The sequence below is a fragment of the Pseudarthrobacter sp. NBSH8 genome (assembly GCF_014217545.1).
Taxonomy (GTDB): Bacteria; Actinomycetota; Actinomycetes; order Actinomycetales; family Micrococcaceae; genus Arthrobacter.
Map to the genome: position 1 here is coordinate 1,210,637 of NZ_CP043178.1, position 19,392 is coordinate 1,230,028.

Sequence of the window (19,392 nt, forward strand, 5' to 3'; positions counted from 1 at the left end):
TCCGGCTGACAGGATTATCATCCGGTGAGCCGGGTCCTCCAGCGCCTGCGGGCAGGCAATAGCAGTTGGCTGCTATTGGCTGCCCCGCGGCCGGAACAGGCGGTCGCGCGCCCTCGACCCGGAGCGTGCGGCGGCTTTTGCCGTCCCGCGTGCCAGCCTGTTGACCTTCTTAAACGGGGCAGCCAGGAGCCAGGCCCACAGTCCCAGAACCGACGGCGGGAGCCAGTCGGCCCGGAGGCGTCGGGGGAGCGAGGCGTTAGCTCGCAAGGACTGCTGTACCGCCGCGATGCGCGGGGCAATCGCCCCAGTCCTGCCGCGGCCTGGGTCCTGGACAGGCGGCCCGTAGTGCCGGCGTTCGAAGTCGGAGGTGAGGCTGCGGATGGCCTGGTGCGCGGCGTCGTCCATTCCACCGCTCTCGCCGAGCAGGGATGACTGGCGGAACCGGGCGGAATATGTTCGGGCTGTTTCGCTGGATTCCGGTGGCAGGCCGTAGTCAGTTCCGAGGTCGCGGATTTCAGCCCACGCCAGCGGAACCACGTCCTCCCGGGCCCGGTCCTCGGTGCGGAGCCGCCGTGCGCGCCGCCCCACCCTCACCAGCCCTGGCGAGGCCGCCAGGAGGACAAGGCCAAGCGCGGCCGCCGTCCCGAACAGCCACGGCAGGAGCACCTGCCCCACGTCCCCATCGCCGCCACCTGCACCGGGGAGGGGCGCGGCCGTCGCACCTGGCGTGGAGGCCGGGGCTGTTGTGCCCGGGAGGAGGTCGGCGTTGTTTTCCAGCGACACGGGGCTACCCGGGTTGCTGGTTTCCGTAGCGTACGCAGGTATAACGCCACGCGACGGGGTGGGTTCGAACGGCACCCACCCCAGTCCCTGGAAGTAGAGTTCGGGCCAGGCATGGGCATCCCGGGCGTCCACCTCATACTCGGGCAGTCCACCTTGCCCGGCAACGGAAACCGTGGAACCGGTGGTACGGCCAGGCGCGTAGCCCACCGCGATGCGGCTGGGGATACCCTCCAAGCGGGCCATTACAGCCATCGCGGACGAGAAGTGGATGCAGTAACCGCTCTTCTGGGCCAGGAAATCGGCCAGCACCGAAAGCCCATTCCCGTCGTAGCCGCCCTGGACAGGTGACTGGAGGGAATAGGTGAACTCACCCGACCGAAGGTATTTCTGGATGGCCATGGCCTTGGCGAAGGGCGTGTCGCTGGAAGCCGTTACCGTCGCAGCGGTGCTCCGGACTATGTCCGGGACGTTGCCGGGAACCCTGGTGAAATCATCACGGATTCCCCGCACGGCCTGCGAGGACTGTTGAAGCAGGGTGGCCGTGAGCTTAGGCGTCGAGGACACCACAATGTATTGCTGTGCCCGTGAGTTGGTGTTGGTTCCCTTGACGGCCAGCGTGGCCGGGTCCCACGTCCAGGAGCCGTCGAGCCCGCGGATTGACTCGGGCGCATACGGCAACGGCAGGTACGGGCTGGTGAACGTGCCCGTATCCACGGCAGTCACCTGGCGGAGTTGCTCCTCGGCGACGATCTCGTAGCCCGTCTCCAGCTGTCCGGCCACGGGGCGGCGCTCGGCGTCCCGGTCATCAGGTCCCCAGGATTCGCCGTCGAAATTGTCAACAGTGACGGACCGCAGATAGAGCGACCCGGCCGCATTGGTGGCATAGGTGATCCGCCCGCTGCCGCCTGGTGCCCGCAGGCTGTTTCCCAGGGTAATCATGGGATTCAGGCCGGTGCCGGCGCCCCAAGGGTTCAGCCGGGAGCCCTGCGGAAACGTGCCGTGGTCGAAACCTGGAATTGCCGCCGGCACCGCCAGGGTTGCCACCAGCGCCACGGTTCCGGTCAGCACGGCCCGCCGCAGCTGGCCGGGATTCCGGCCGCTGTCGGCTGATGTGCGGGAATCCGACGCAAACCACTGGCTGCACGCGAGGATCAGCAGATATCCGGCCACCGTGGCAATGAAGCCCCAAACCCCCACGCTCTGGGGCTTCACCGTGGCGGGGACCACCAGAATGGCCAGAAGGCCCAGCCCGGTTGTTGCCGGCATGCCAAGCGGCACGGCCAACGCATCGATGAGGATGACGGTCAGGCCCAGGGCTGCGCAGCACACCATCACGATTCCTGCATTCGGAGCCACCGGGGCACTTTCCGCAAGGACCGTCTCGCTCGCCCGGCGGATGAACCTGTCCACTTCGGCCAGGGTTGCCCCGGACGGGATGAAACCGGCAATGCCCGTGCTCCGGAAGAACGTCAGTGTTAGAACCGCGATCAGCGACGCAAAGCCGCTGGCTGCCACCACAAGGGGCTGGGCCCGCAGTGCGCGGAGCGTGGCGATGGACAGGCAGACCACCACTACCGTGGTCAGGATCGGCAAGTACCAGGCCCATCCGCGCAGGACTCCGTTGAGGGAAATTGCGGCGCCCGCAACAGAGAGGGCCACAGCCCCGGCCATGGCCCAGGGGTACGCCCCAACCCGCGACCGTGCCGGGACTTGTCCAGGGCTACCCGTGGCTGCCTTGTCTCGGGAAACGTTGCGTTCCGGTGCCAGCGTCACCGCCCCACCCCCGCTCCGCGGCGCACGTCTGCAGCCGCCGTGGCAGGCGCAGCACCGGCCTGGTCGAAGTGGGTCCAGGCATCCGGGACTGAAATCGAGGTTGTCACAGCCACTGCCCTCCAGCCGCCCCGGCGGAGGGCCTCCAAAGAGACCTCGGCATCCGCGGGCCTGTCGGAAACGATGATGGCGAAGGCATTCGCGCCGTAACCCGCCGCCGGAGCGAGGGCTCTGGCCTCGCTCGGCGAGATCCTGCCGAGCACGGCAATAAGGGGACCCCGCATCCGGTGGGCCGAGAGTTTATCCATGAGGTGATCGTCGAAAACAGCCGGTCCGGCATCCTGGCCACCGTGCTCCCGGGCAGCATGGTGCGGACCGGAGAGCTGGATGGCAGCGAGGCTTTCGGCGATCGACTGGAGCCCGGACACTCCGCTGAACTCTTCCGCCTCCGGTTCCGGCGCGGACGGGGAACGGAGGAACGCGGGTTCGCCGCGGGGGTCCAGGAGCCGGAGGGCGTAGCTGCGCTCCGACAGGTGCGTACAGATGGAGATCGCGGCCACCACGGCCCACTCGAACGTGCCGCTGGTGATCATCTCGTGGCCGTCCGCGGCCGCACCGCCCCCAAGACCAGAACCGTGGCCGCCGGAAAACGCCGCGAACCGTTGGTCCAGGATGACGGTGGCCTCCGGCGTCGTGACGGATTCCTCCTGACGCACCATCAGGGCGCCGTGGTGGGCGGTCGCCGCCCAATGCACCCTGCGCATCGGATCGCCCGGGCGGTATTCACGGGTCATGACGTCATCGTCGCTGGGGTTGGCACGGGTACGCGTGGCTGTGATGCCGTCGTTCCCGCGGGCTCCCGCGAGGCCCGTCGCGGGAAGCTCGACGGCGGCGGGCGTCACGGTGAGGGTGTCGCCGTCGTCAATTGACCGCCGGTGCAGGGACAACCCGAACGGATCCGTGAACTCGGCTGTCACCGGGCCGATCAGGTATTGTCCGCGTTTGGTGGAGCGCAGATGGTATTCGTACCTGCTGGTCCCGCCCTTGGCGGAGCGGGCGGGAAAATGGAAGGCCGGGGATTCCCCGAACCGTGGCGGCAGCCGTTCCTCCATGATGGCCCGGCCGCCACCGGAACCGGTCCGTGCCACGGCGAGCCTAACCGTGGTTGCAGCGAAGGTTTCCACCGGGGACGGGTTGAACTCGCGGTAAACCCGGAACCGCGGCTTGAGGAGCCTGATTCCGGCGAGCGAAACCAGGGGAAGGACTATGAGCAGAACACTCAAACTCAGCAGATCCCGCCGCCCCATGATCTGCGCAGACAACAGGCAGACGGCGCCGGCGGCCAGGAGCCCCCAGCCACGCTGGCTGAAGAGGTGCCGGGGGAGTCGGTCACGCAGCGCCATGTGCCGGCCCAGCCTAGTGGTTCCGGCGCAATCCGGCGGGCGGGGCCGATGACCGGGCCGGGTTGTTCACCGGCTCCTGGTTCACCGGGAGCCGGGAGAGGATGCCCCGGATAACGGTGTGCGGCGTCTCGCCGGCGCCGGCTGCCTTGCGGTCCAGGATGATCCGGTGGGCCAGCACGGATTCCGCCACGCCGACGACGTCGTCGGGCAGCACAAAATCGCGGCCGTCCAGGGCCGCTGTGGCCTTCGCAGCCCGGAGTAGCTGGAGCATGGAGCGTGGGCTGGCGCCCAGCCGGAGCAGGGGGCTTCCGCGCGTTGCTCGGCCTACTGAGACGGTATATTCCTTGACCGCCTGAGATACGTAAACCTGCTGGACGGTTGCGATCATCGCTGCGACGTCCGCTGCGGTGACCACGGGGGAGACCTTGGCCAACGGGGAGGTCGCCTGATGGGTCTCCAGCATCTCGATCTCGGAGTCCTTGTCCGGATAGCCCATGGAAATCCGTGCCATAAATCGGTCGCGCTGGGCTTCCGGGAGTGGGTAGGTGCCTTCCATCTCGATCGGGTTCTGGGTGGCCACCACCATGAACGGTTCGTCGAGTTTGTACGAGTCGCCGTCCACCGTGACCTGGTGTTCCTCCATGCACTCCAGGAGGGCTGATTGCGTCTTGGCAGACGCGCGGTTGATTTCGTCGCCAATGACGATGTTGGCGAACACAGCACCCGGGCGGAACTCGAAAAGCCGCGACGCCTGGTTGTAGATGGACACGCCCGTTACGTCCGAGGGCAGCAGGTCCGGGGTGAACTGGATGCGGCTGACCGTGCAGTCGATGCTCCGGGCGAGGGTTTTGGCCAGAAGGGTCTTGCCCACGCCCGGCACGTCCTCCAGGAGCAGATGGCCCTGGGCCAGCAAAACTGTCAGGGCGAGCCTGGCCGCATCCGACTTTCCGTCGATGACGGTGTTGATGGATGCCAGGATCCGCTGGCTGGCCGCGTGGAATGCTTCCCTGTCCATAGCTGCTGACTTGTGGCCGTTGAGGTGGCCCACTTGCTCCGTCACGGCGGAAAAGTTCCGGCTGGCAGGGGTTACCTCGTTGACGGCGGTGCGGCGGTGGGAATCCATCTGCAACCTTTCAGCCCGGGGATCGCCCGGAACGGGACAGCAGGCCTGCCTTCGCCCGGCGGTGGGCGTTCGCGTCTGTTCGTACCAGCCTACTAACACAACTGCCCTGGCTGACAGAGAGTTCCGGGAATTCTGCGGGGATCGGCCGCCGCTAGGCTTGAGGGATGTGCAATTCGCTGATTCCCGCCGCCTACCGCGCAGTCGGGACGGACCCTGAAGATGCAGCCCATACCGCCGCTGAGGCCGCATCCGGTGCTACGGCCGACACCCCAGCCGGCACCTGGCGGCAGGCGCGGCCGCACTATCCGCCGGCGCCGGAGCCGTTGCCGGTCCCCGTGATGGACAACCATACGCACCTGGACTTCCCCGACGGTGAGAGCCCCGTGGGGATCGCCGCGGCGATGGATGCGGCCCAGGCCGTCGGAGTGCAGGGGGCTGTCCAGGTGGGCTGCGACCTGGAGTCCTCTCGGTTTACAGTCCGCGCCGTTGACCTGGACAGCAGGTTGCTAGGCGCCGTGGCACTGCACCCCAACGACGCCCCGGACTATGCCAGGCGCGGCGAGCTGGAGGATGCGCTGACCGAGATTGAGCGATTGGCCGCGCATCCCCGGATCAGGGCCATCGGCGAGACCGGCCTCGATTTCTTCCGCACAGAAGGGGAAGGCCTGGCCCACCAGCGCTATTCGTTCCGGCGGCATATCGATATCGCCAAGCGACTGAACCTGACGCTGCAGATCCACGACCGCGACGCTCACGACGACGTGGTGCAGGTCCTGCGCGAGGAGGGGGCTCCGGAACGGGTGGTGTTTCATTGCTTCTCGGGTGATGAGGAGCTCGCCAGGATCTGCAACGCCGCGGGCTGGAACATGTCCTTCGCCGGCACGCTGACGTTTAAGAATGCAGCCAACCTCCGCGCCGCACTGGCGGTGGCAGACCCGGACCTCGTGCTGGTGGAAACGGATGCTCCCTTCCTGACTCCGCATCCGCACCGTGGCCGTCCAAACGCCAGCTATATGGTGCCGTACACCGTCCGCGCCATGGCCGAATTGACAGGAACTGACCTCGCTGAGCTCTGCACCCGGATCAGCGAAAATACCGCGCGGACGTACGGATCCTGGGACTGATCCCGGCCGCGCCGGATTGCTTGATACACATACTTCGTATGTAAAATTCTTGGCCGCTTTATAACGCTACGGTTACAGTAGAGAACTATTAGCCGGGGTCGGGGAAGGCCTTCGGACAATTTCACTCCATTCGCAGCAGGACCGGGCAGGGCTTTGATGCCCGCTGCCTGCCGCGCGGAGTGTGGCGGCGCAACGGTGCCCGGAGCTTGTCCCCAGGGTCACGCGCCGGCCATTTTACTGCGTTTTTCCCCGTGCCCGGATCGATCTAAAGTTACGGGCAATCGTGGTCAAGCTCTTCACAACGGACGGCAAGTTCAGTTTTATCAAGGCGGGCACCCAGCTGGTGGTGCTTTGTGCGCTGGTGTTGGGCCTCGTGTCCTTCGTCGGAAATAACAAAACCGTTACCCTCAACGTCGATGGAAAAGTGACTTCGGTCCAGTCCTTCGGCGGCACCGTGGGCCAGGTAGTAAAAAGCGCAAGCGTAGAACTGAAGTCGGCTGACCGCGTCTCGCCCCCGGCGGACGCCAAAGTGGAGAACGGCACCGTGATAAACGTCAACATGGCCAAGTCCGTGAAGGTCAGCCTGGACGGTTCCGAAAAGACCATCAACACCACGGCGCCGGATGTTGCGGGCCTCGTGACCGAACTCGGGGTGGCCAGCTCCTCCTCCGTCTCCGTCCCCAAGGATGCCCAGCTCGCTGTGGCCGGATCCTTTGTATCGATCTCCACGCCCAAGTCCGTCAGCATTGTCGCCGACGGTAAGGCCGCCACGGCCACCACCACCGCGGGGACCGTCGCCCAGGTGCTGGAGGACGCCGGCATCACCCTAGGCGTGGACGACCGCACCTCGCAGCCGGGCAACGCGCACGTGGTCAACAACATGGTGGTCAAGGTCTCCCGGGTGGATACCAGCCAGACCGCAGCGACCACTGAAAATGTTGCTTTCGACAGCATGACCACCGAAAGCGCCGAGCTCTTCAAGGGCGAGAAAGAGGTCACCCAGGCCGGCGTGGCCGGCAAGGTGGACAAGAGCTTCAAACTGGTGATGGTTGACGGCCGTGAAGCCTCGCGGACCCTGGTCTCCGAAACAGTTTCCGTGCCTGCCGTGACTGAAAAGGTCACGGTCGGCACCAAGGCAAAGCCAGCGGCCGTGGCCGCGGCCGGAACGAACACCGGCGCCGCAGCCCCGGCCATGATGAACGAGGCCATGTGGGACAAAATCGCCCAGTGTGAGTCAACCGGAAACTGGTCCATCAACTCGGGGAACGGCTACTACGGCGGCCTCCAGTTCGATATCCGGACCTGGATCGGCTCCGGCGGCGGCGCCTACGCCCCTAACGCCAGCCTCGCTACCAAGGCGCAGCAGATCGACATTGCCAACCGCGTGTACGCACAGCGAGGCCTCCAGCCGTGGGGCTGTGGCTGGGCCGCTACAAGCTAGGCGCCAATAAGCACGTGCGCTGGCGGCAGCTGACCACAACCGCCAGGTAAGCAGAAGGCGGCGGCCGGTCCCGGATTGTCCCGGGGCCGGCCGCCGCCGTTAAGCGGAAACACATGCCGCCTGACACGCATGATCCGCCCGGAATGCGGATGGACCGTCACAGCGGCCGGGATAGGATACCTAGGTGACTGAACCGACTGCCGCCGCGCCCGCACCCCTCTTCGGTGCCTCCGACATACGCCGGCTGGCGGAAGAAATCGGTATCCGGCCCACCAAGACCTTGGGTCAGAATTTTGTCATCGATGGCAATACCATCCGCCGGATCGTCTCGGTTGCGAACATTGGGCCAACCGAGACCGTGCTGGAAGTCGGGCCCGGGCTTGGGTCGCTCACCCTGGGCCTTCTGGACGCCGCACAGACGGTGGTCGCCGTTGAAATCGACCCTGTCTTGGCAGCGAAGCTGCCCGAAACCATCAAGGCCTGGCGCCCTGAAGCGGCGGACTCTTTCCATCTGGTCCAGGCCGACGCCATGAAGGTGACGTCCCTCCCTGTTGAGCCCACCGCCATTGTGGCAAACCTGCCCTACAACGTCGCCGTGCCGGTGGTCCTGCACCTGCTCCAGCACTTCCCCAGCCTGCAGCACGGTCTGGTCATGGTCCAGGACGAGGTTGCCGACCGCCTGGCTGCGGGGCCAGGATCAAAGACCTACGGGGTGCCCTCGGTCAAGGCAGCCTGGTACAGCAGCATGCGTAAGGCCGGCGTGATCGGCATGAACGTCTTCTGGCCGGCGCCGAAGATCCAGTCCGGACTCGTGGCCTTCACCCGGCGCGAACCACCTGAAACTACCGCCACCCGTGAGCAGGTGTTCGCGGTGATCGACGCCGCCTTCGCCCAGCGCCGGAAAACGCTGCGCGCCGCCCTGGCCGGCTGGGCCGGCGGCGCACCCGAAGCCGAACGTTGCCTCATCGCCGCTGGAGTGGCTCCTTCTGCCCGGGGCGAAGTCCTGGACATCCACGCCTTCGCCCGGATTGCCGAAGCCCGCGAGGCCGGGTCGTGAACGCACCCTTGGGGAAATTTCCCGCGCGGACCGTCCGGGTGAAGGCGCCCGGCAAGGTCAACGTTTCCCTGGACGTGGGACCGTTGCGCGCGGACGGTTACCACTCCGTTGCCAGCGTCTACCTGGCCGTTTCCCTCTATGAGGAAGTGGCAGCCACCAGCACGGAGACGCCGGGGATCACCGTCAGCATCAGTCCTGACAGCACCCTGGACCTGGACGGCGTGGATATTCCGCTGGATGAGAAGAACCTGGCCCATAAGGCCGCAGCGATCATGGCCGATGTCTCCGAGCATTCCACCGGGGTGCACCTCGAAATCACCAAGCGGGTCCCCGTGGCCGGGGGCATGGGTGGCGGCTCGGCCGATGCCGCGGCCACCCTGCTGGCCTGCGATGCGCTGTGGAACAGCGGGCTGTCGCGGGACGAGTTGGCACACCTGGCTGCTGAACTGGGTGCTGACGTCCCGTTCTCCCTCCTCGGCGGAACCGCCGTCGGGCTCGGCGTTGGCGACGACCTTTCGCCGGCCCTAGCCAAAGCCCAGACTGACTGGGTCCTCGTGGCGGCGGACTATGGACTGCCCACTCCCGAAGTCTTCCGCACCCTGGACCGGCTCCGCGAGGCCGAAGGGCTTGACGTTGCCGAGCCCACGGCCGTGGATCCCAAGATCCTGCAGGCGCTGCGGAGCGGGGACGCGGACGCCCTGAGCCGGGTCCTGGTGAACGATCTCCAGCGGGCCTCCATTGAACTTGCCCCCGCGCTGCGCGATACGCTGGGAATGGGCGAGTCCCATGGCGCCATCGCGGGGATTGTCTCCGGTTCGGGACCCACAGTGGCACTGTTGACGCACAATCCAACGGCTGCCGAAAGCCTGGCCGAGGATCTGCGGCACTACGGGCTGACAGCACTGGCTGTCCACGGGCCAGTGCCCGGCGCCCGCATCATCTCCGATACCCTCCTTTAAGAGCCCCTTCCTTACTGAGCAGCAGAAAGCAGTCCTCTTGGCACACCTTCTTGGCGGCGAAAACCTTTCGGTTTCGTACGCAACGCGCACCGTCCTGGACGGCATCACCCTCGGACTCGAGGAAGGTGACAGGATCGGCATGGTGGGCCGGAACGGCGACGGCAAGTCCACGCTGATGCGCCTGCTGGCAATGCGCTCAACCCCGGATTCCGGCCGGGTGACCAAGCGCAGCGAAGTCAACATCGGTTATCTGGACCAAAGCGACGTGCTCGACGGGGACCTCACGGTAGGCGCGGCGATCGTCGGCGACCAGGCCGACTATGAATGGGCCCGCAATCCCCAGATCCGCGAAGTCATGGGCGGGCTTGTGTCAGACGTCGACTGGCATGCCAACGTCCACGCACTCTCCGGCGGGCAGAAGCGGCGGGTGGCGCTGGCCAAGCTGCTGATCGAGGACCACGATGTCATCATGCTCGACGAGCCGACCAACCACCTCGACGTGGAAGGTGTCGCGTGGCTGTCCAGGCACCTGAAGACCCGCTGGCGGGCGAACCAGGGCGCCTTCCTGGTGGTCACGCACGACCGCTGGTTCCTGGACGAAGTCTGCACCAAGACCTGGGAAATCCACGATGGCATCATGGACCCGTTCGACGGCGGCTACGCGGCCTACGTCCTGGCCCGTGCAGAGCGTGACCGCGCGGCGAATGTTATGGAAGGCAAGCGCCAGATGCTCGTGAAGAAGGAGCTCGCCTGGCTGCGCCGGGGCGCTCCGGCCCGCACGGCCAAGCCTAAATTCCGCATCGAGGCCGCCAACGCCCTCATCGCCGATGTCCCCGAGCCGCGCGACTCCACAGCCCTGAGCAAGATGGCCACCGCCCGGCTCGGCAAGGACGTCCTGGACCTCGAGAACGTCTCATTGGACTTCCTCGGCGGCGACCCCGGACAGAAACTCTTCGACAACATCACCCTGCGGCTTGCACCCGGTGAGCGGCTGGGCCTCGTGGGCGTCAACGGCGCCGGCAAGACCACGCTGCTGAAACTCCTCAACGGCGAGATTCAGCCGTCATCCGGCAAGGTCAAGCGCGGCAAGACCGTGGTCACCGCCGTGCTGACCCAGGAGGTCAAAGAGCTCGACGACGTCTCGGACCTGCGCGTGATCGAAGTCATCGAGCGTGAAAAGCGGTCCTTCAACGTGGGCGGCAAGGAATTCACGGCGGGCCAGCTCGTAGAGCAGCTGGGCTTCACCAACGAAAAGCAGTGGACCCCGGTCAAGGACCTCTCCGGCGGTGAGCGCCGACGCCTCCAGCTGCTGCGCCTGCTGGTGGGGGAGCCGAACGTGCTGATGCTCGATGAGCCCACCAACGACCTCGACACCGACACCCTCGCCGCCGTCGAAGACGTCCTTGACGGTTGGCCGGGCACGCTCGTTGTGGTCAGCCACGACCGTTACCTGCTGGAGCGCGTGACGGACCACCAGATGGCGCTGCTGGGCGACGGCAAGATCCGCGCCCTGCCGCGCGGCGTGGACCAGTACCTCGAACTCCGCGAAGGGGCTCTTGCCGGCTCCACGATCACCGGTGGCGGCAACCCTGTCACCGGCCCGAGCGGCAGCTCCGCCCCTGCAGCGTCCGGCTCCTCCGAAGCCGAAAAGCGCGACGCCCGGAAGGCCAAAAACCGGATCGAGCGCCAGCTGGGCAAACTGGAGCAGCAGGAAAAAAAGATTCACGACCAGATGGTCAGGAGCACCGCAGAATCCGACTTTGACGCCCTCGCCGACCAGAACAAAAAACTCAAGGACCTCGCTACAGACCGCGAAGCCTTGGAACTCGAATGGATGGAAGCCCTGGAAGTTCTCGGCGAGTAGCTTCGATATTGGGGCGCTGGCAGCCGCGGACATCCTCTGCGCTGCTCGTGTCCCGCTTTCGAACGCAACCCGGCTCAGCTTTCGGTGCGGAGTTCGGGGTCTTTCTGGAGGCCGGTGAGGCCGTTCCAGGCGAGGTTGACCAGGTGTGCGGAAACGGTGTGTTTGTCGGGCTGGCGGCTGTCCTGCCACCATTGGCCGGTCATGGCCACCATGCCCACGAGCATCTGGGCATACATGGCGCCGTCCCGGGCGCTGAAGCCGCGGCGGTGGAATTCGTCGGACAGGATGTGTTCCACGCGGGCGGTGACCTGGGACAGCAAGGTGGAGAAGGCGCCTTCGGGCTGCGACGGCGGTGCGTCCCGCATCAGGATCCGGAAGCCCTCCGCACGGTCCTCGATGTAGGTGAGGAGGGCCAGGGCGGCGCGTTCCACCAGCACCCGCGGTTTGCCTTCCTCCGTCAGGGCAGCGGTGATCGAGTCCAGCAGGATGTGGAACTCAAAGTCCACCACCTGCGTGTACAGTCCCTCCTTGGAGCCGAAATGTTCGTAGATTACGGGCTTGGAAACACCGGCGCAGGCCGCAATTTCCTCAATGGTGGTCCCGTCGAGCCCTCGCGCGGCAAAAAGGCCACGGCCGACGTCGACCAGTTGGCTGCGCCGCTGCGCGCCTGTCATCCGTATCCGGGGTGGGTTATTGCTCACATTTCCATCATGCCCTAGCGCCGCTGAACAGCTGGAAACGTCGGCGGCGCAGGGGCATGGCTGCCGAGATTCCTGCCAATGTCGCGGGCGGCCCTGAAGCCATGGCAAAATAAATACTTGTGCCTTGGCCTTTGCGCCTATGGCATGGTCCGCCCTGGTGTAATGGCAGCACCCCGGCCTTTGGAGCCGTGGAGTATAGGTTCGAATCCTATGGGCGGAACTGCTGTGCTATGACCGTCCAGTAGGATGAACTCGGTGCCCGCCAGCGATCTGGCAGGGCAGGCACCGCGCCCAGCGCAACGCGCAACCAAGCAAGGAGAACCCGTACGTGATCCCCGAGACTACCGGCCCAGCCGCCGTCATTGTTCTGGCAGCAGGCGCCGGTACCCGGATGAAATCCCGTACCCCGAAGATCCTGCACGAAATCGGCGGTCGGTCCATGGTGGGCCACGCCCTCCTGGCAGCCCGCAGCATTAATCCCGGACGGCTGGCCCTGGTGGTCCGCCACGAGCGGGATCTGGTGGCCCGCCACCTGAACGAGCTTGACCCCGAAGCCCTGATCGTGGACCAGGACGACGTTCCCGGCACCGGCCGCGCCGTTGAGGTGGCCGTGCAAGCACTGGACGCCCAGGAAAAACTTGCAGGCACCGTAGTGGTCACTTACGGCGATGTTCCGCTCCTGACCGGCAGCCTGTTGGCGGATCTGGTGGCCACGCATGAGCGGGAGGCCAATGCCGTCACGGTACTGACCGCGCTGCTGTCTGACGCCACGGGCTACGGTCGTATCCTCCGTGGTGAGGACAGCTCCGTCACCGGCATCCGCGAGCACAAGGATGCAACGGAAGCGGAACGCCTGATCCGTGAGGTCAATTCCGGGATCTACGCCTTCGATGCCGACGTCCTCCGTGACGCGCTGGTCCACATCACCACTGACAACTCGCAGGGTGAAAAGTACCTCACCGACGTGCTGGGAATCGCCAGGCAGTCGGGCGGCCGGGTTGCTGCCGTCGTCACCGAAGACCGCTGGCAGGTGGAGGGCGCCAATGACCGTGTGCAGCTTTCCGCCCTCGGCGCGGAACTGAACCGCCGCACCGTTGAGGCCTGGATGCGCGCTGGGGTCACCGTAGTTGACCCCGCCACCACCTGGATCGATTCGACCGTCACCCTCGACGAGGACGTCCGTATCCTGCCGAACACGCAGCTGCACGGCGCCACCACCGTGGCGCGGGACGCCGTCGTCGGCCCCGACTCAACCTTGACCGATGTCCGCATCGGCGAGGGCGCCAAGGTGACCCGCACGCACGGTTCCGGCGCTGTGATCGGCGCGGACGCCGCTGTAGGCCCCTTCACGTACCTGCGTCCCGGCACCGTGCTCGGTGACACCGGCAAGATCGGTGCGTTCTACGAAACCAAGAACGTCACGATTGGCCGAGGCTCCAAACTTTCCCACCTCGGCTACGCTGGTGACGCCGAAATCGGCGAGGACACCAACATTGGCTGCGGCAACATCACGGCCAATTACGACGGCGAGAAGAAGCACCGCACGGTGATCGGCTCGGGCGTACGCACAGGTTCCAACACGGTCTTTGTTGCGCCGGTCACCGTGGGGGACGGTGCCTACAGCGGAGCCGGCGCGGTGATCCGCAAGGATGTCCCGGCAGGGGCTCTCGTCCTGTCCGTTGCAGCACAGCGCAACGCCGAGGGATGGGTTGTGGCTAACCGCCCCGGCTCACGCTCGGCTGAACTGGCGAAGGCGGCCGCCTCAGATTCCTCACATACCCCGGCATCGACAGAAGAGGACCAGCGATAATGAGCGAAATTACGGCACGCGGCGAGAAGAAGCTGGTGCTAGCCGCTGGGCGGGCGCACCCCGAACTGGCGCGGGAAATCGCCAAGGAGCTGGGTACCGAGCTGCTGCCCGTTGATGCCTATGACTTCGCCAACGGGGAGATCTACGTCCGCGCCGGCGAAAGCGTCCGGGGAACAGACGCGTTCGTCATCCAGGCCCACCCGGCGCCGCTGAACAACCACCTCATGGAACAGCTGATCATGATCGATTCGCTGAAGCGGGCCTCCGCCAAGCGCATCACCGTGGTGTCCCCGTTCTACCCGTACGCACGGCAGGACAAGAAGGGACGCGGCCGCGAGCCGATTTCCGCCCGCCTGGTGGCGGACCTGTACAAGACCGCCGGTGCTGACCGCATCATGAGCGTTGACTTGCACACCTCGCAGATCCAGGGCTTCTTCGACGGTCCCGTGGACCACCTCATGGCCATCCCACTCCTGGCGGACTACATCCGCACCCGCGTCGCCGCGGACAACGTCACTGTCGTGTCCCCGGACACCGGCCGGGTGCGCGTTGCGGAGCAGTGGGCTGAACGCCTGGGCGGAGCGCCGCTGGCGTTTGTGCACAAGAGCCGGGACCTCACCGTTCCCAACCAGGCCGTCTCCAAGACCGTCGTGGGCCAGATCGAGGGCCGGACCTGCGTCCTCATCGATGACATGATCGACACCGGCGGCACCATTTCCGGAGCGGTCCAGGTCCTGAAGAACGCCGGGGCGAAGGACGTCATCATTGCCGCGACGCACGCTGTCTTCTCCGAGCCCGCTGCACAACGGCTCTCCGAATCCGGCGCCCGCGAAGTGGTGGTCACCAACACGTTGCCCCTCACCGCGAATCAGCAGTTCCCGCAGTTGACGGTGCTGTCTATCGCACCGCTGATCGCCCGCGCCATCCGTGAAGTGTTCGACGACGGATCTGTCACCAGCCTGTTCGACGGCAACGCCTGATTCTCGACGCTCTTGCAGCCGGCGTCGGGCCCGTTTTCAGTATTTGGTCCCGGCGCTGGTAAGCTTTTTGACGATACCTTGGCGAGGGAGAGCATCCGGGAAACCGGACTGCAGGTCTCCGTTATCGACTGGGTCTGAATCTCCCTTCTGGAAGAGCCGCCTCACGGCCGCCCGGCGTTGAAGGTCGTAACAGACCTCCGCCCTTGCCGAACACCTTTTAGTCTTCCGAGGAGATACACATGTCTGAGCAGAAGCTCGCAGCAGAAGTACGCACCGAATTCGGCAAGGGCTTTGCCCGCCGCGCGCGCATGGCCAACCTGATCCCCGCCGTCATCTACGGTCACGGCGCCGAGCCGATCCACATCACGCTTCCGGCGAAGGCCACCACGCTGGCAGTCCGCAAAGCCAACGCCCTGCTGACCCTGGACGTCAACGGCGAAGAGCACCTGGCCCTGGTCAAGGACGTCCAGCGCGACCCCATCAAGCAGATCATCGAGCACATCGACCTGCTGACCGTCATCAAGGGCGAGAAGGTCACCGTGGACATCCCGGTTCACATTGTTGGCGAACTGGCTCCGGGCAGCGTCTTCAACCAGGAACTCACCGTCATCTCCCTTGAGGCCGAGGCAACCCACCTGCCCACCGCCATCGAAGTCGACATCGAGGGCCGCTCCGCCGGACAGCACATCCACGCTTCCGACCTTGTCCTGCCGAAGGGTTCGGTCCTGCTGGCCGACGCCGACGCACTGGTGGTCCACATCTCCGAGGCCACTGAGGTCACTGAGGAAGAGGCACAGGCTGACTCCGCAGCCGCAGTCTCAGCCGAGTAATAACGGCACAGTTTGATTTGTGGCCGGGCCCTGTCAGGGTCCGGCCACAGCCATGTCCGGACCACCTTAGGATTGAATAATGACTGACACCTGGCTGATCGTTGGCCTCGGTAACCCCGGGGCCGAATACAAGGACAACCGGCACAACGTCGGCCAGATGGTCCTGGACGAACTCGCGGGCCGGATGGGCGGCAAGTTCAAAACACACAAGGCACGCGCCCAAGTGCTCGAAGGGCGGCTGGGGATCGGCGGCCCACGGGTGGTGCTGTCCAAGCCGATGAGCTATATGAACGTTTCCGGCGGCCCGGTGGCGGGCCTGGCGAACTTTTACGGCATTGATCCTGACCATGTTGTTGCGGTGCACGATGAGATTGATATCCCGTTTAACACCATAAAGCTGAAATGCGGTGGCGGCGAGGGCGGGCACAACGGACTCCGGGACATGTCCAAGGCACTGGCCACCAAGGATTACTTACGGGTACGGGTGGGTGTGGGCCGCCCGCCAGGGCGGATGGAAACTGCAGACTATGTCCTGCGCGATTTTGGCACTGCAGAATGCAAGGACCTTCCGTTCCTGCTCGATGAGGCGGCCGATGCCGTGGAATTGCTGGTCAGGGAAGGACTGACCTCGGCCCAGCAGAAGTTCCATCCGGCCAGGTCGGACGGTCAGCAATAAAACTTTAAACCGGCTGTCCCCTGTTTACCTGCGTGTGCCAAGGGGTAGTCTTCTTCCTAAGCGGGGGGGCGATGGGGCTTATCCCGCTTTAGGTGGGATTTAGGGGACAAGTTCATGTCAATCGAGCCACTCAGCTGGGGACGTGGGTCACCGCTCAACGACGTTGGGCTGCGCACCGACACTGCTGGCGTATCAGAGCCGCAGCGATGGTCCGTGCCCGCGCGGAGCGCCAACCTCGATGCGGTCCGTACAGCCCTGACCAGCCTCGAATCCCTGGGAGTGGTCATCACCGGCGGACGCGGCGTCGGCAAGTCCTCCTTGGCCAGGACGGCCGTCTCCGAGCTGGGACCGGATATCTGGACGTTGCAGCTGCGCAGCGGACCGTCATCCGGAACAACGCCCTACGGTTGCCTGGCTTTCCTGCTGGCGCGCCTTCCCCAGGCGTACATGGGTTCGCCCACAGCCATCCTCCGTGGCATTACATCCCTCATCAAAAGCGATGCCGCGGGGCGCCAGTGTGTCATCACCCTGGACACCGCGGGCGGCATTGATGACATGAGCGCCGGCGTACTGCTCAACATCCTCCTGACAGGGACCGCCCGCATTGTGGCCGTGGCACCCATGATCAGCGACCTTCCGGCCGACTTCCACTGGCTCCTCAGCGACCGCCGGCTCACCGAGGTCAGGCTGGACAACCTCAATGAACTGCAGACCCGCCAGGTGCTGCTTTCCCTGCTGGGCCACCGCGTGTCGGCCTCCCTGGTCAGCACCTTCCACACCATGGTTGGCGGTAACCCGCTGCTCCTGAAGGCGCTTGCCACCGAGCAGCAGCATTCGGGGAACCTGGTTCTTTCGGACTCCGTCTGGACATTGCGGGACAAAGTGGTGCTCGACGGCGCGGCCAGCCTTGACGACATCGTCCGGTCCCAGTGGACCCGGAAGTCTCCGCAGGAACGGGACGTCATTGAGATGCTCTCCTGCGCCCGCAGCGTGGAACTGTCCAGGCTGACCACCGTTTACGGTGCCGGTGTGGTCGCGGACATGGAGGATTCGGGCCTGCTGGAGATCGATTCTTCGGACCACCGATGGGTTTCACTGCGTGAAAAGTACCTCGGCGACGTTGTCCGCTCCTGGCTGAGCATCACTCGGCGACGGGAACTGCGGAGCCTCCTCCTGGGCGGCAAGGAGCCTGACCCTGCCACCATGACGGTGGAGGAGCTGATGGCGTTCGGCGCCTGGACCCAGGAATGCGAGGCTGAGTTGAGTCCGGCCATGGCGCTGGCCGCTGCCGAAGCCGCAGTGCAGCTCTTTGACCCTCATTTTGCCCTCAAGTACGCCGACACACTGAAGCGGAATGACCCCCAATGGGTGCCTGCCCAGCGGCAGAAGGCGGCAGCGTACCTGCTCATGGACCTGCCGGTGCAGGCCATGGCAGCATTGGACGATATTTCCCAGCCGCAGCTGGACAACCTGGACGTTGAAGAGTTCGCCCGGGTGGTCGCCGCCAAATCGCGGGTTATGGTCTGGCTCCCCGAACACACCGCCCGCATGCCGGCACTTCTGCAGACGGCACGGGAGCGGCTTGGCGTGGAACCGGGAATCGCGAAGGGCTGGCCGGAGCCTCTGGCTGCTGCGGCCAACCGGATCAGCCTGAGCGAATTCGAGTACCAGGCCTTCGTGGGGGACTACGCCGCTGCCCTGCCGGCGCTGGAAGCCGCCGCGGACCCTGGGCAGAATCCGGATACGTGGTTCAGGATGAACTCAGCGGTAATCCTCATGAGCGCACTGTCCATGACAGGGCGGGAAATGGACGCGCTGAGCCTGATGAGGCAGGTGGGCGGGCAGATCTCGGACGCCGGCGAGATCGTGGGGCTGCGTGAGAAGTTCGCCGGCCGGGCGTACAACGTGCTCCTGATGGCAGGGCAGTGGCGCCGGTGCATCGACCTCCTGGATCCGCCTTCCGCGCGCGAATTCCACCGGCTCCCTTACCGGAGTGCTGCCGCGGAGCTCGCTGCCGGCATCGCCTACGTGTACTCGGGCCGCGGTGCCGTGGCCCTTGATTCGCTGCTCTCGGCCGCTGCGCAGCTGGAGCTGCGGCCCGTCCAGAGCATGCTCCGCGCCTCTTACGCTGCCATCGCCTTCGCATATGCGCAGATCGGCAATGCCGGGCAGTCCCGGAAATATCTTGACAGACTGCAGCGGACAGCAGGTGCCGCTGACCATGCCACCCGGAGCCGCACTGAATTCTGTGCCGATATGGCCGCCCGTTGGCTGGGGGACAGCGACGCAGCCACCCGCCTCAAGCAGTCCGCCCGCCGCGACATCGCAACAGGCAGGTTCACCCTTGCCGGGGTCAGCCTGCTCGGAGCAACAGTCAACGGCACGGAAGCTGACTTCCGGCTGATGGAACAAGTAGCCGGGCATCGCCAGGGCCCCTTGGCCGAAATTTCGCGGCTGATCGCCGTGGGCAGCCGGACCCGCGATGCCAAAGCGTTGCTCGCCGGCGGGGAACTGGCGGCCACCCTCGAACTGGACGCTGTTGAGGCCCGTTGCATGGCGCTGGCCGTTGACTACGCCCGGCAGGCCGGTGACTCGGTCTCCGCCAGGACTGCACAGGCCCGGCTTGACATCCTTGCAGCCACCGTTGCCAGCCTGCCGATCGTACCGAGCAGCGGCAGCCCGCTCCTGACAGCGCGGGAGAGGCAGATCGCGCGGCTGGCAGGCCGGGGCGCGTCCAACCGTGACATTGCCGTAGAGATGGGAGTGTCCGTGCGCACTGTGGAAGGACACCTTTACCAGGTCTTTACCAAACTCGGAGTAACGTCCAGGGGTGATCTGACTGGACTCGTATAGCGGCCACGCAGCCAAACC

At 65.5% G+C, this 19,392-nt stretch carries 14 protein-coding genes and 1 tRNA gene; 11 read left to right on the forward strand and 4 right to left on the reverse strand.

Going from position 1 to position 19,392, the window contains the following annotated elements:
* Positions 1–72: 72 nt before the first annotated feature.
* From FYJ92_RS05615 to FYJ92_RS05625, 3 genes are read right to left on the reverse strand one after another with little or no spacing between them, the layout of a single operon-like run.
* On the reverse strand, positions 73–2,556 hold the full coding sequence (locus tag FYJ92_RS05615; protein WP_370526158.1) for a transglutaminaseTgpA domain-containing protein: 2,484 nt from the start codon (positions 2,554–2,556) through the stop codon (positions 73–75).
* Positions 2,553–3,956, reverse strand: coding sequence for a DUF58 domain-containing protein (locus FYJ92_RS05620; RefSeq protein WP_185262968.1), 1,404 nt, complete (start codon positions 3,954–3,956; stop codon positions 2,553–2,555). Before FYJ92_RS05620 ends, FYJ92_RS05615 begins: the two co-directional genes overlap by 4 nt.
* 13 nt (positions 3,957–3,969) lie before the next feature.
* Entirely contained in the window at positions 3,970–5,079 is a 1,110-nt protein-coding gene (locus tag FYJ92_RS05625) for a MoxR family ATPase (RefSeq protein ID WP_185262969.1), read from the reverse strand.
* 164 nt (positions 5,080–5,243) lie between these two features.
* Here FYJ92_RS05625 and FYJ92_RS05630 point away from each other — a divergent pair, with 164 nt between their 5' ends.
* The 5 genes from FYJ92_RS05630 (at position 5,244) to FYJ92_RS05650 (ending at position 11,524) form a co-directional block, all read left to right on the forward strand.
* The gene (locus FYJ92_RS05630) at positions 5,244–6,203 is read left to right on the forward strand and encodes a TatD family hydrolase (protein WP_185262970.1); all 960 of its coding nucleotides are present in this window, start codon (positions 5,244–5,246) and stop codon (positions 6,201–6,203) included.
* A gap of 283 nt (positions 6,204–6,486) precedes the next feature.
* Positions 6,487–7,644, forward strand: a complete 1,158-nt coding sequence (locus FYJ92_RS05635; protein ID WP_185262971.1) for a resuscitation-promoting factor — start codon at positions 6,487–6,489, stop codon at positions 7,642–7,644.
* Between the two features lie 184 nt (positions 7,645–7,828).
* A complete protein-coding gene (gene rsmA, locus FYJ92_RS05640) occupies positions 7,829–8,701 on the forward strand; it encodes a 16S rRNA (adenine(1518)-N(6)/adenine(1519)-N(6))-dimethyltransferase RsmA (protein ID WP_185262972.1) in 873 nt (290 codons plus the stop codon).
* A complete protein-coding gene (locus FYJ92_RS05645; RefSeq protein ID WP_185262973.1) occupies positions 8,698–9,660 on the forward strand; it encodes a 4-(cytidine 5'-diphospho)-2-C-methyl-D-erythritol kinase in 963 nt (320 codons plus the stop codon). Before rsmA ends, FYJ92_RS05645 begins: the two co-directional genes overlap by 4 nt.
* Before the next feature lie 37 nt (positions 9,661–9,697).
* On the forward strand, positions 9,698–11,524 hold the full coding sequence (locus tag FYJ92_RS05650) for an ABC-F family ATP-binding cassette domain-containing protein (protein ID WP_185262974.1): 1,827 nt from the start codon (positions 9,698–9,700) through the stop codon (positions 11,522–11,524).
* Between the two features lie 74 nt (positions 11,525–11,598).
* Here the strand turns inward: FYJ92_RS05650 and FYJ92_RS05655 are convergent, their stop codons facing one another.
* Positions 11,599–12,225, reverse strand: coding sequence for a TetR/AcrR family transcriptional regulator (locus FYJ92_RS05655; protein ID WP_185262975.1), 627 nt, complete (start codon positions 12,223–12,225; stop codon positions 11,599–11,601).
* 148 nt (positions 12,226–12,373) lie between these two features.
* Here FYJ92_RS05655 and FYJ92_RS05660 point away from each other — a divergent pair.
* From FYJ92_RS05660 to FYJ92_RS05685, 6 genes are all read left to right on the forward strand, one after another.
* Positions 12,374–12,445 (forward strand) — tRNA-Gln (locus FYJ92_RS05660).
* A gap of 108 nt (positions 12,446–12,553) precedes the next feature.
* On the forward strand, positions 12,554–14,035 hold the full coding sequence (gene glmU / locus FYJ92_RS05665) for a bifunctional UDP-N-acetylglucosamine diphosphorylase/glucosamine-1-phosphate N-acetyltransferase GlmU (protein WP_185262976.1): 1,482 nt from the start codon (positions 12,554–12,556) through the stop codon (positions 14,033–14,035).
* The gene (locus FYJ92_RS05670; protein WP_056348072.1) at positions 14,035–15,015 is read left to right on the forward strand and encodes a ribose-phosphate diphosphokinase; all 981 of its coding nucleotides are present in this window, start codon (positions 14,035–14,037) and stop codon (positions 15,013–15,015) included. The genes glmU and FYJ92_RS05670 overlap by 1 nt, the downstream gene beginning before the upstream one ends.
* Positions 15,016–15,254: 239 nt before the next feature.
* Complete coding sequence (locus FYJ92_RS05675) at positions 15,255–15,845, forward strand: 50S ribosomal protein L25/general stress protein Ctc (RefSeq protein WP_185262977.1); 591 nt, start codon at positions 15,255–15,257, stop codon at positions 15,843–15,845.
* A gap of 79 nt (positions 15,846–15,924) precedes the next feature.
* Entirely contained in the window at positions 15,925–16,521 is a 597-nt protein-coding gene (gene pth / locus FYJ92_RS05680; RefSeq protein ID WP_185262978.1) for an aminoacyl-tRNA hydrolase, read from the forward strand.
* A gap of 114 nt (positions 16,522–16,635) precedes the next feature.
* Positions 16,636–19,374, forward strand: coding sequence for a LuxR family transcriptional regulator (locus tag FYJ92_RS05685; RefSeq protein ID WP_185262979.1), 2,739 nt, complete (start codon positions 16,636–16,638; stop codon positions 19,372–19,374).
* Positions 19,375–19,392: the final 18 nt, after the last annotated feature.

Coding starts and splice junctions, on each gene's coding strand:
- FYJ92_RS05620 (WP_185262968.1), bottom strand. CDS start 3,956: ATGGCGCTGCGTGACCGACTCCCCCGGCACCTCTTCAGCCAGCGTGGC.
- FYJ92_RS05625 (WP_185262969.1), bottom strand. CDS start 5,079: ATGGATTCCCACCGCCGCACCGCCGTCAACGAGGTAACCCCTGCCAGC.
- FYJ92_RS05630 (WP_185262970.1), top strand. CDS start 5,244: ATGTGCAATTCGCTGATTCCCGCCGCCTACCGCGCAGTCGGGACGGAC.
- FYJ92_RS05670 (WP_056348072.1), top strand. CDS start 14,035: ATGAGCGAAATTACGGCACGCGGCGAGAAGAAGCTGGTGCTAGCCGCT.
- FYJ92_RS05675 (WP_185262977.1), top strand. CDS start 15,255: ATGTCTGAGCAGAAGCTCGCAGCAGAAGTACGCACCGAATTCGGCAAG.
- pth (WP_185262978.1), top strand. CDS start 15,925: ATGACTGACACCTGGCTGATCGTTGGCCTCGGTAACCCCGGGGCCGAA.
- FYJ92_RS05685 (WP_185262979.1), top strand. CDS start 16,636: ATGTCAATCGAGCCACTCAGCTGGGGACGTGGGTCACCGCTCAACGAC.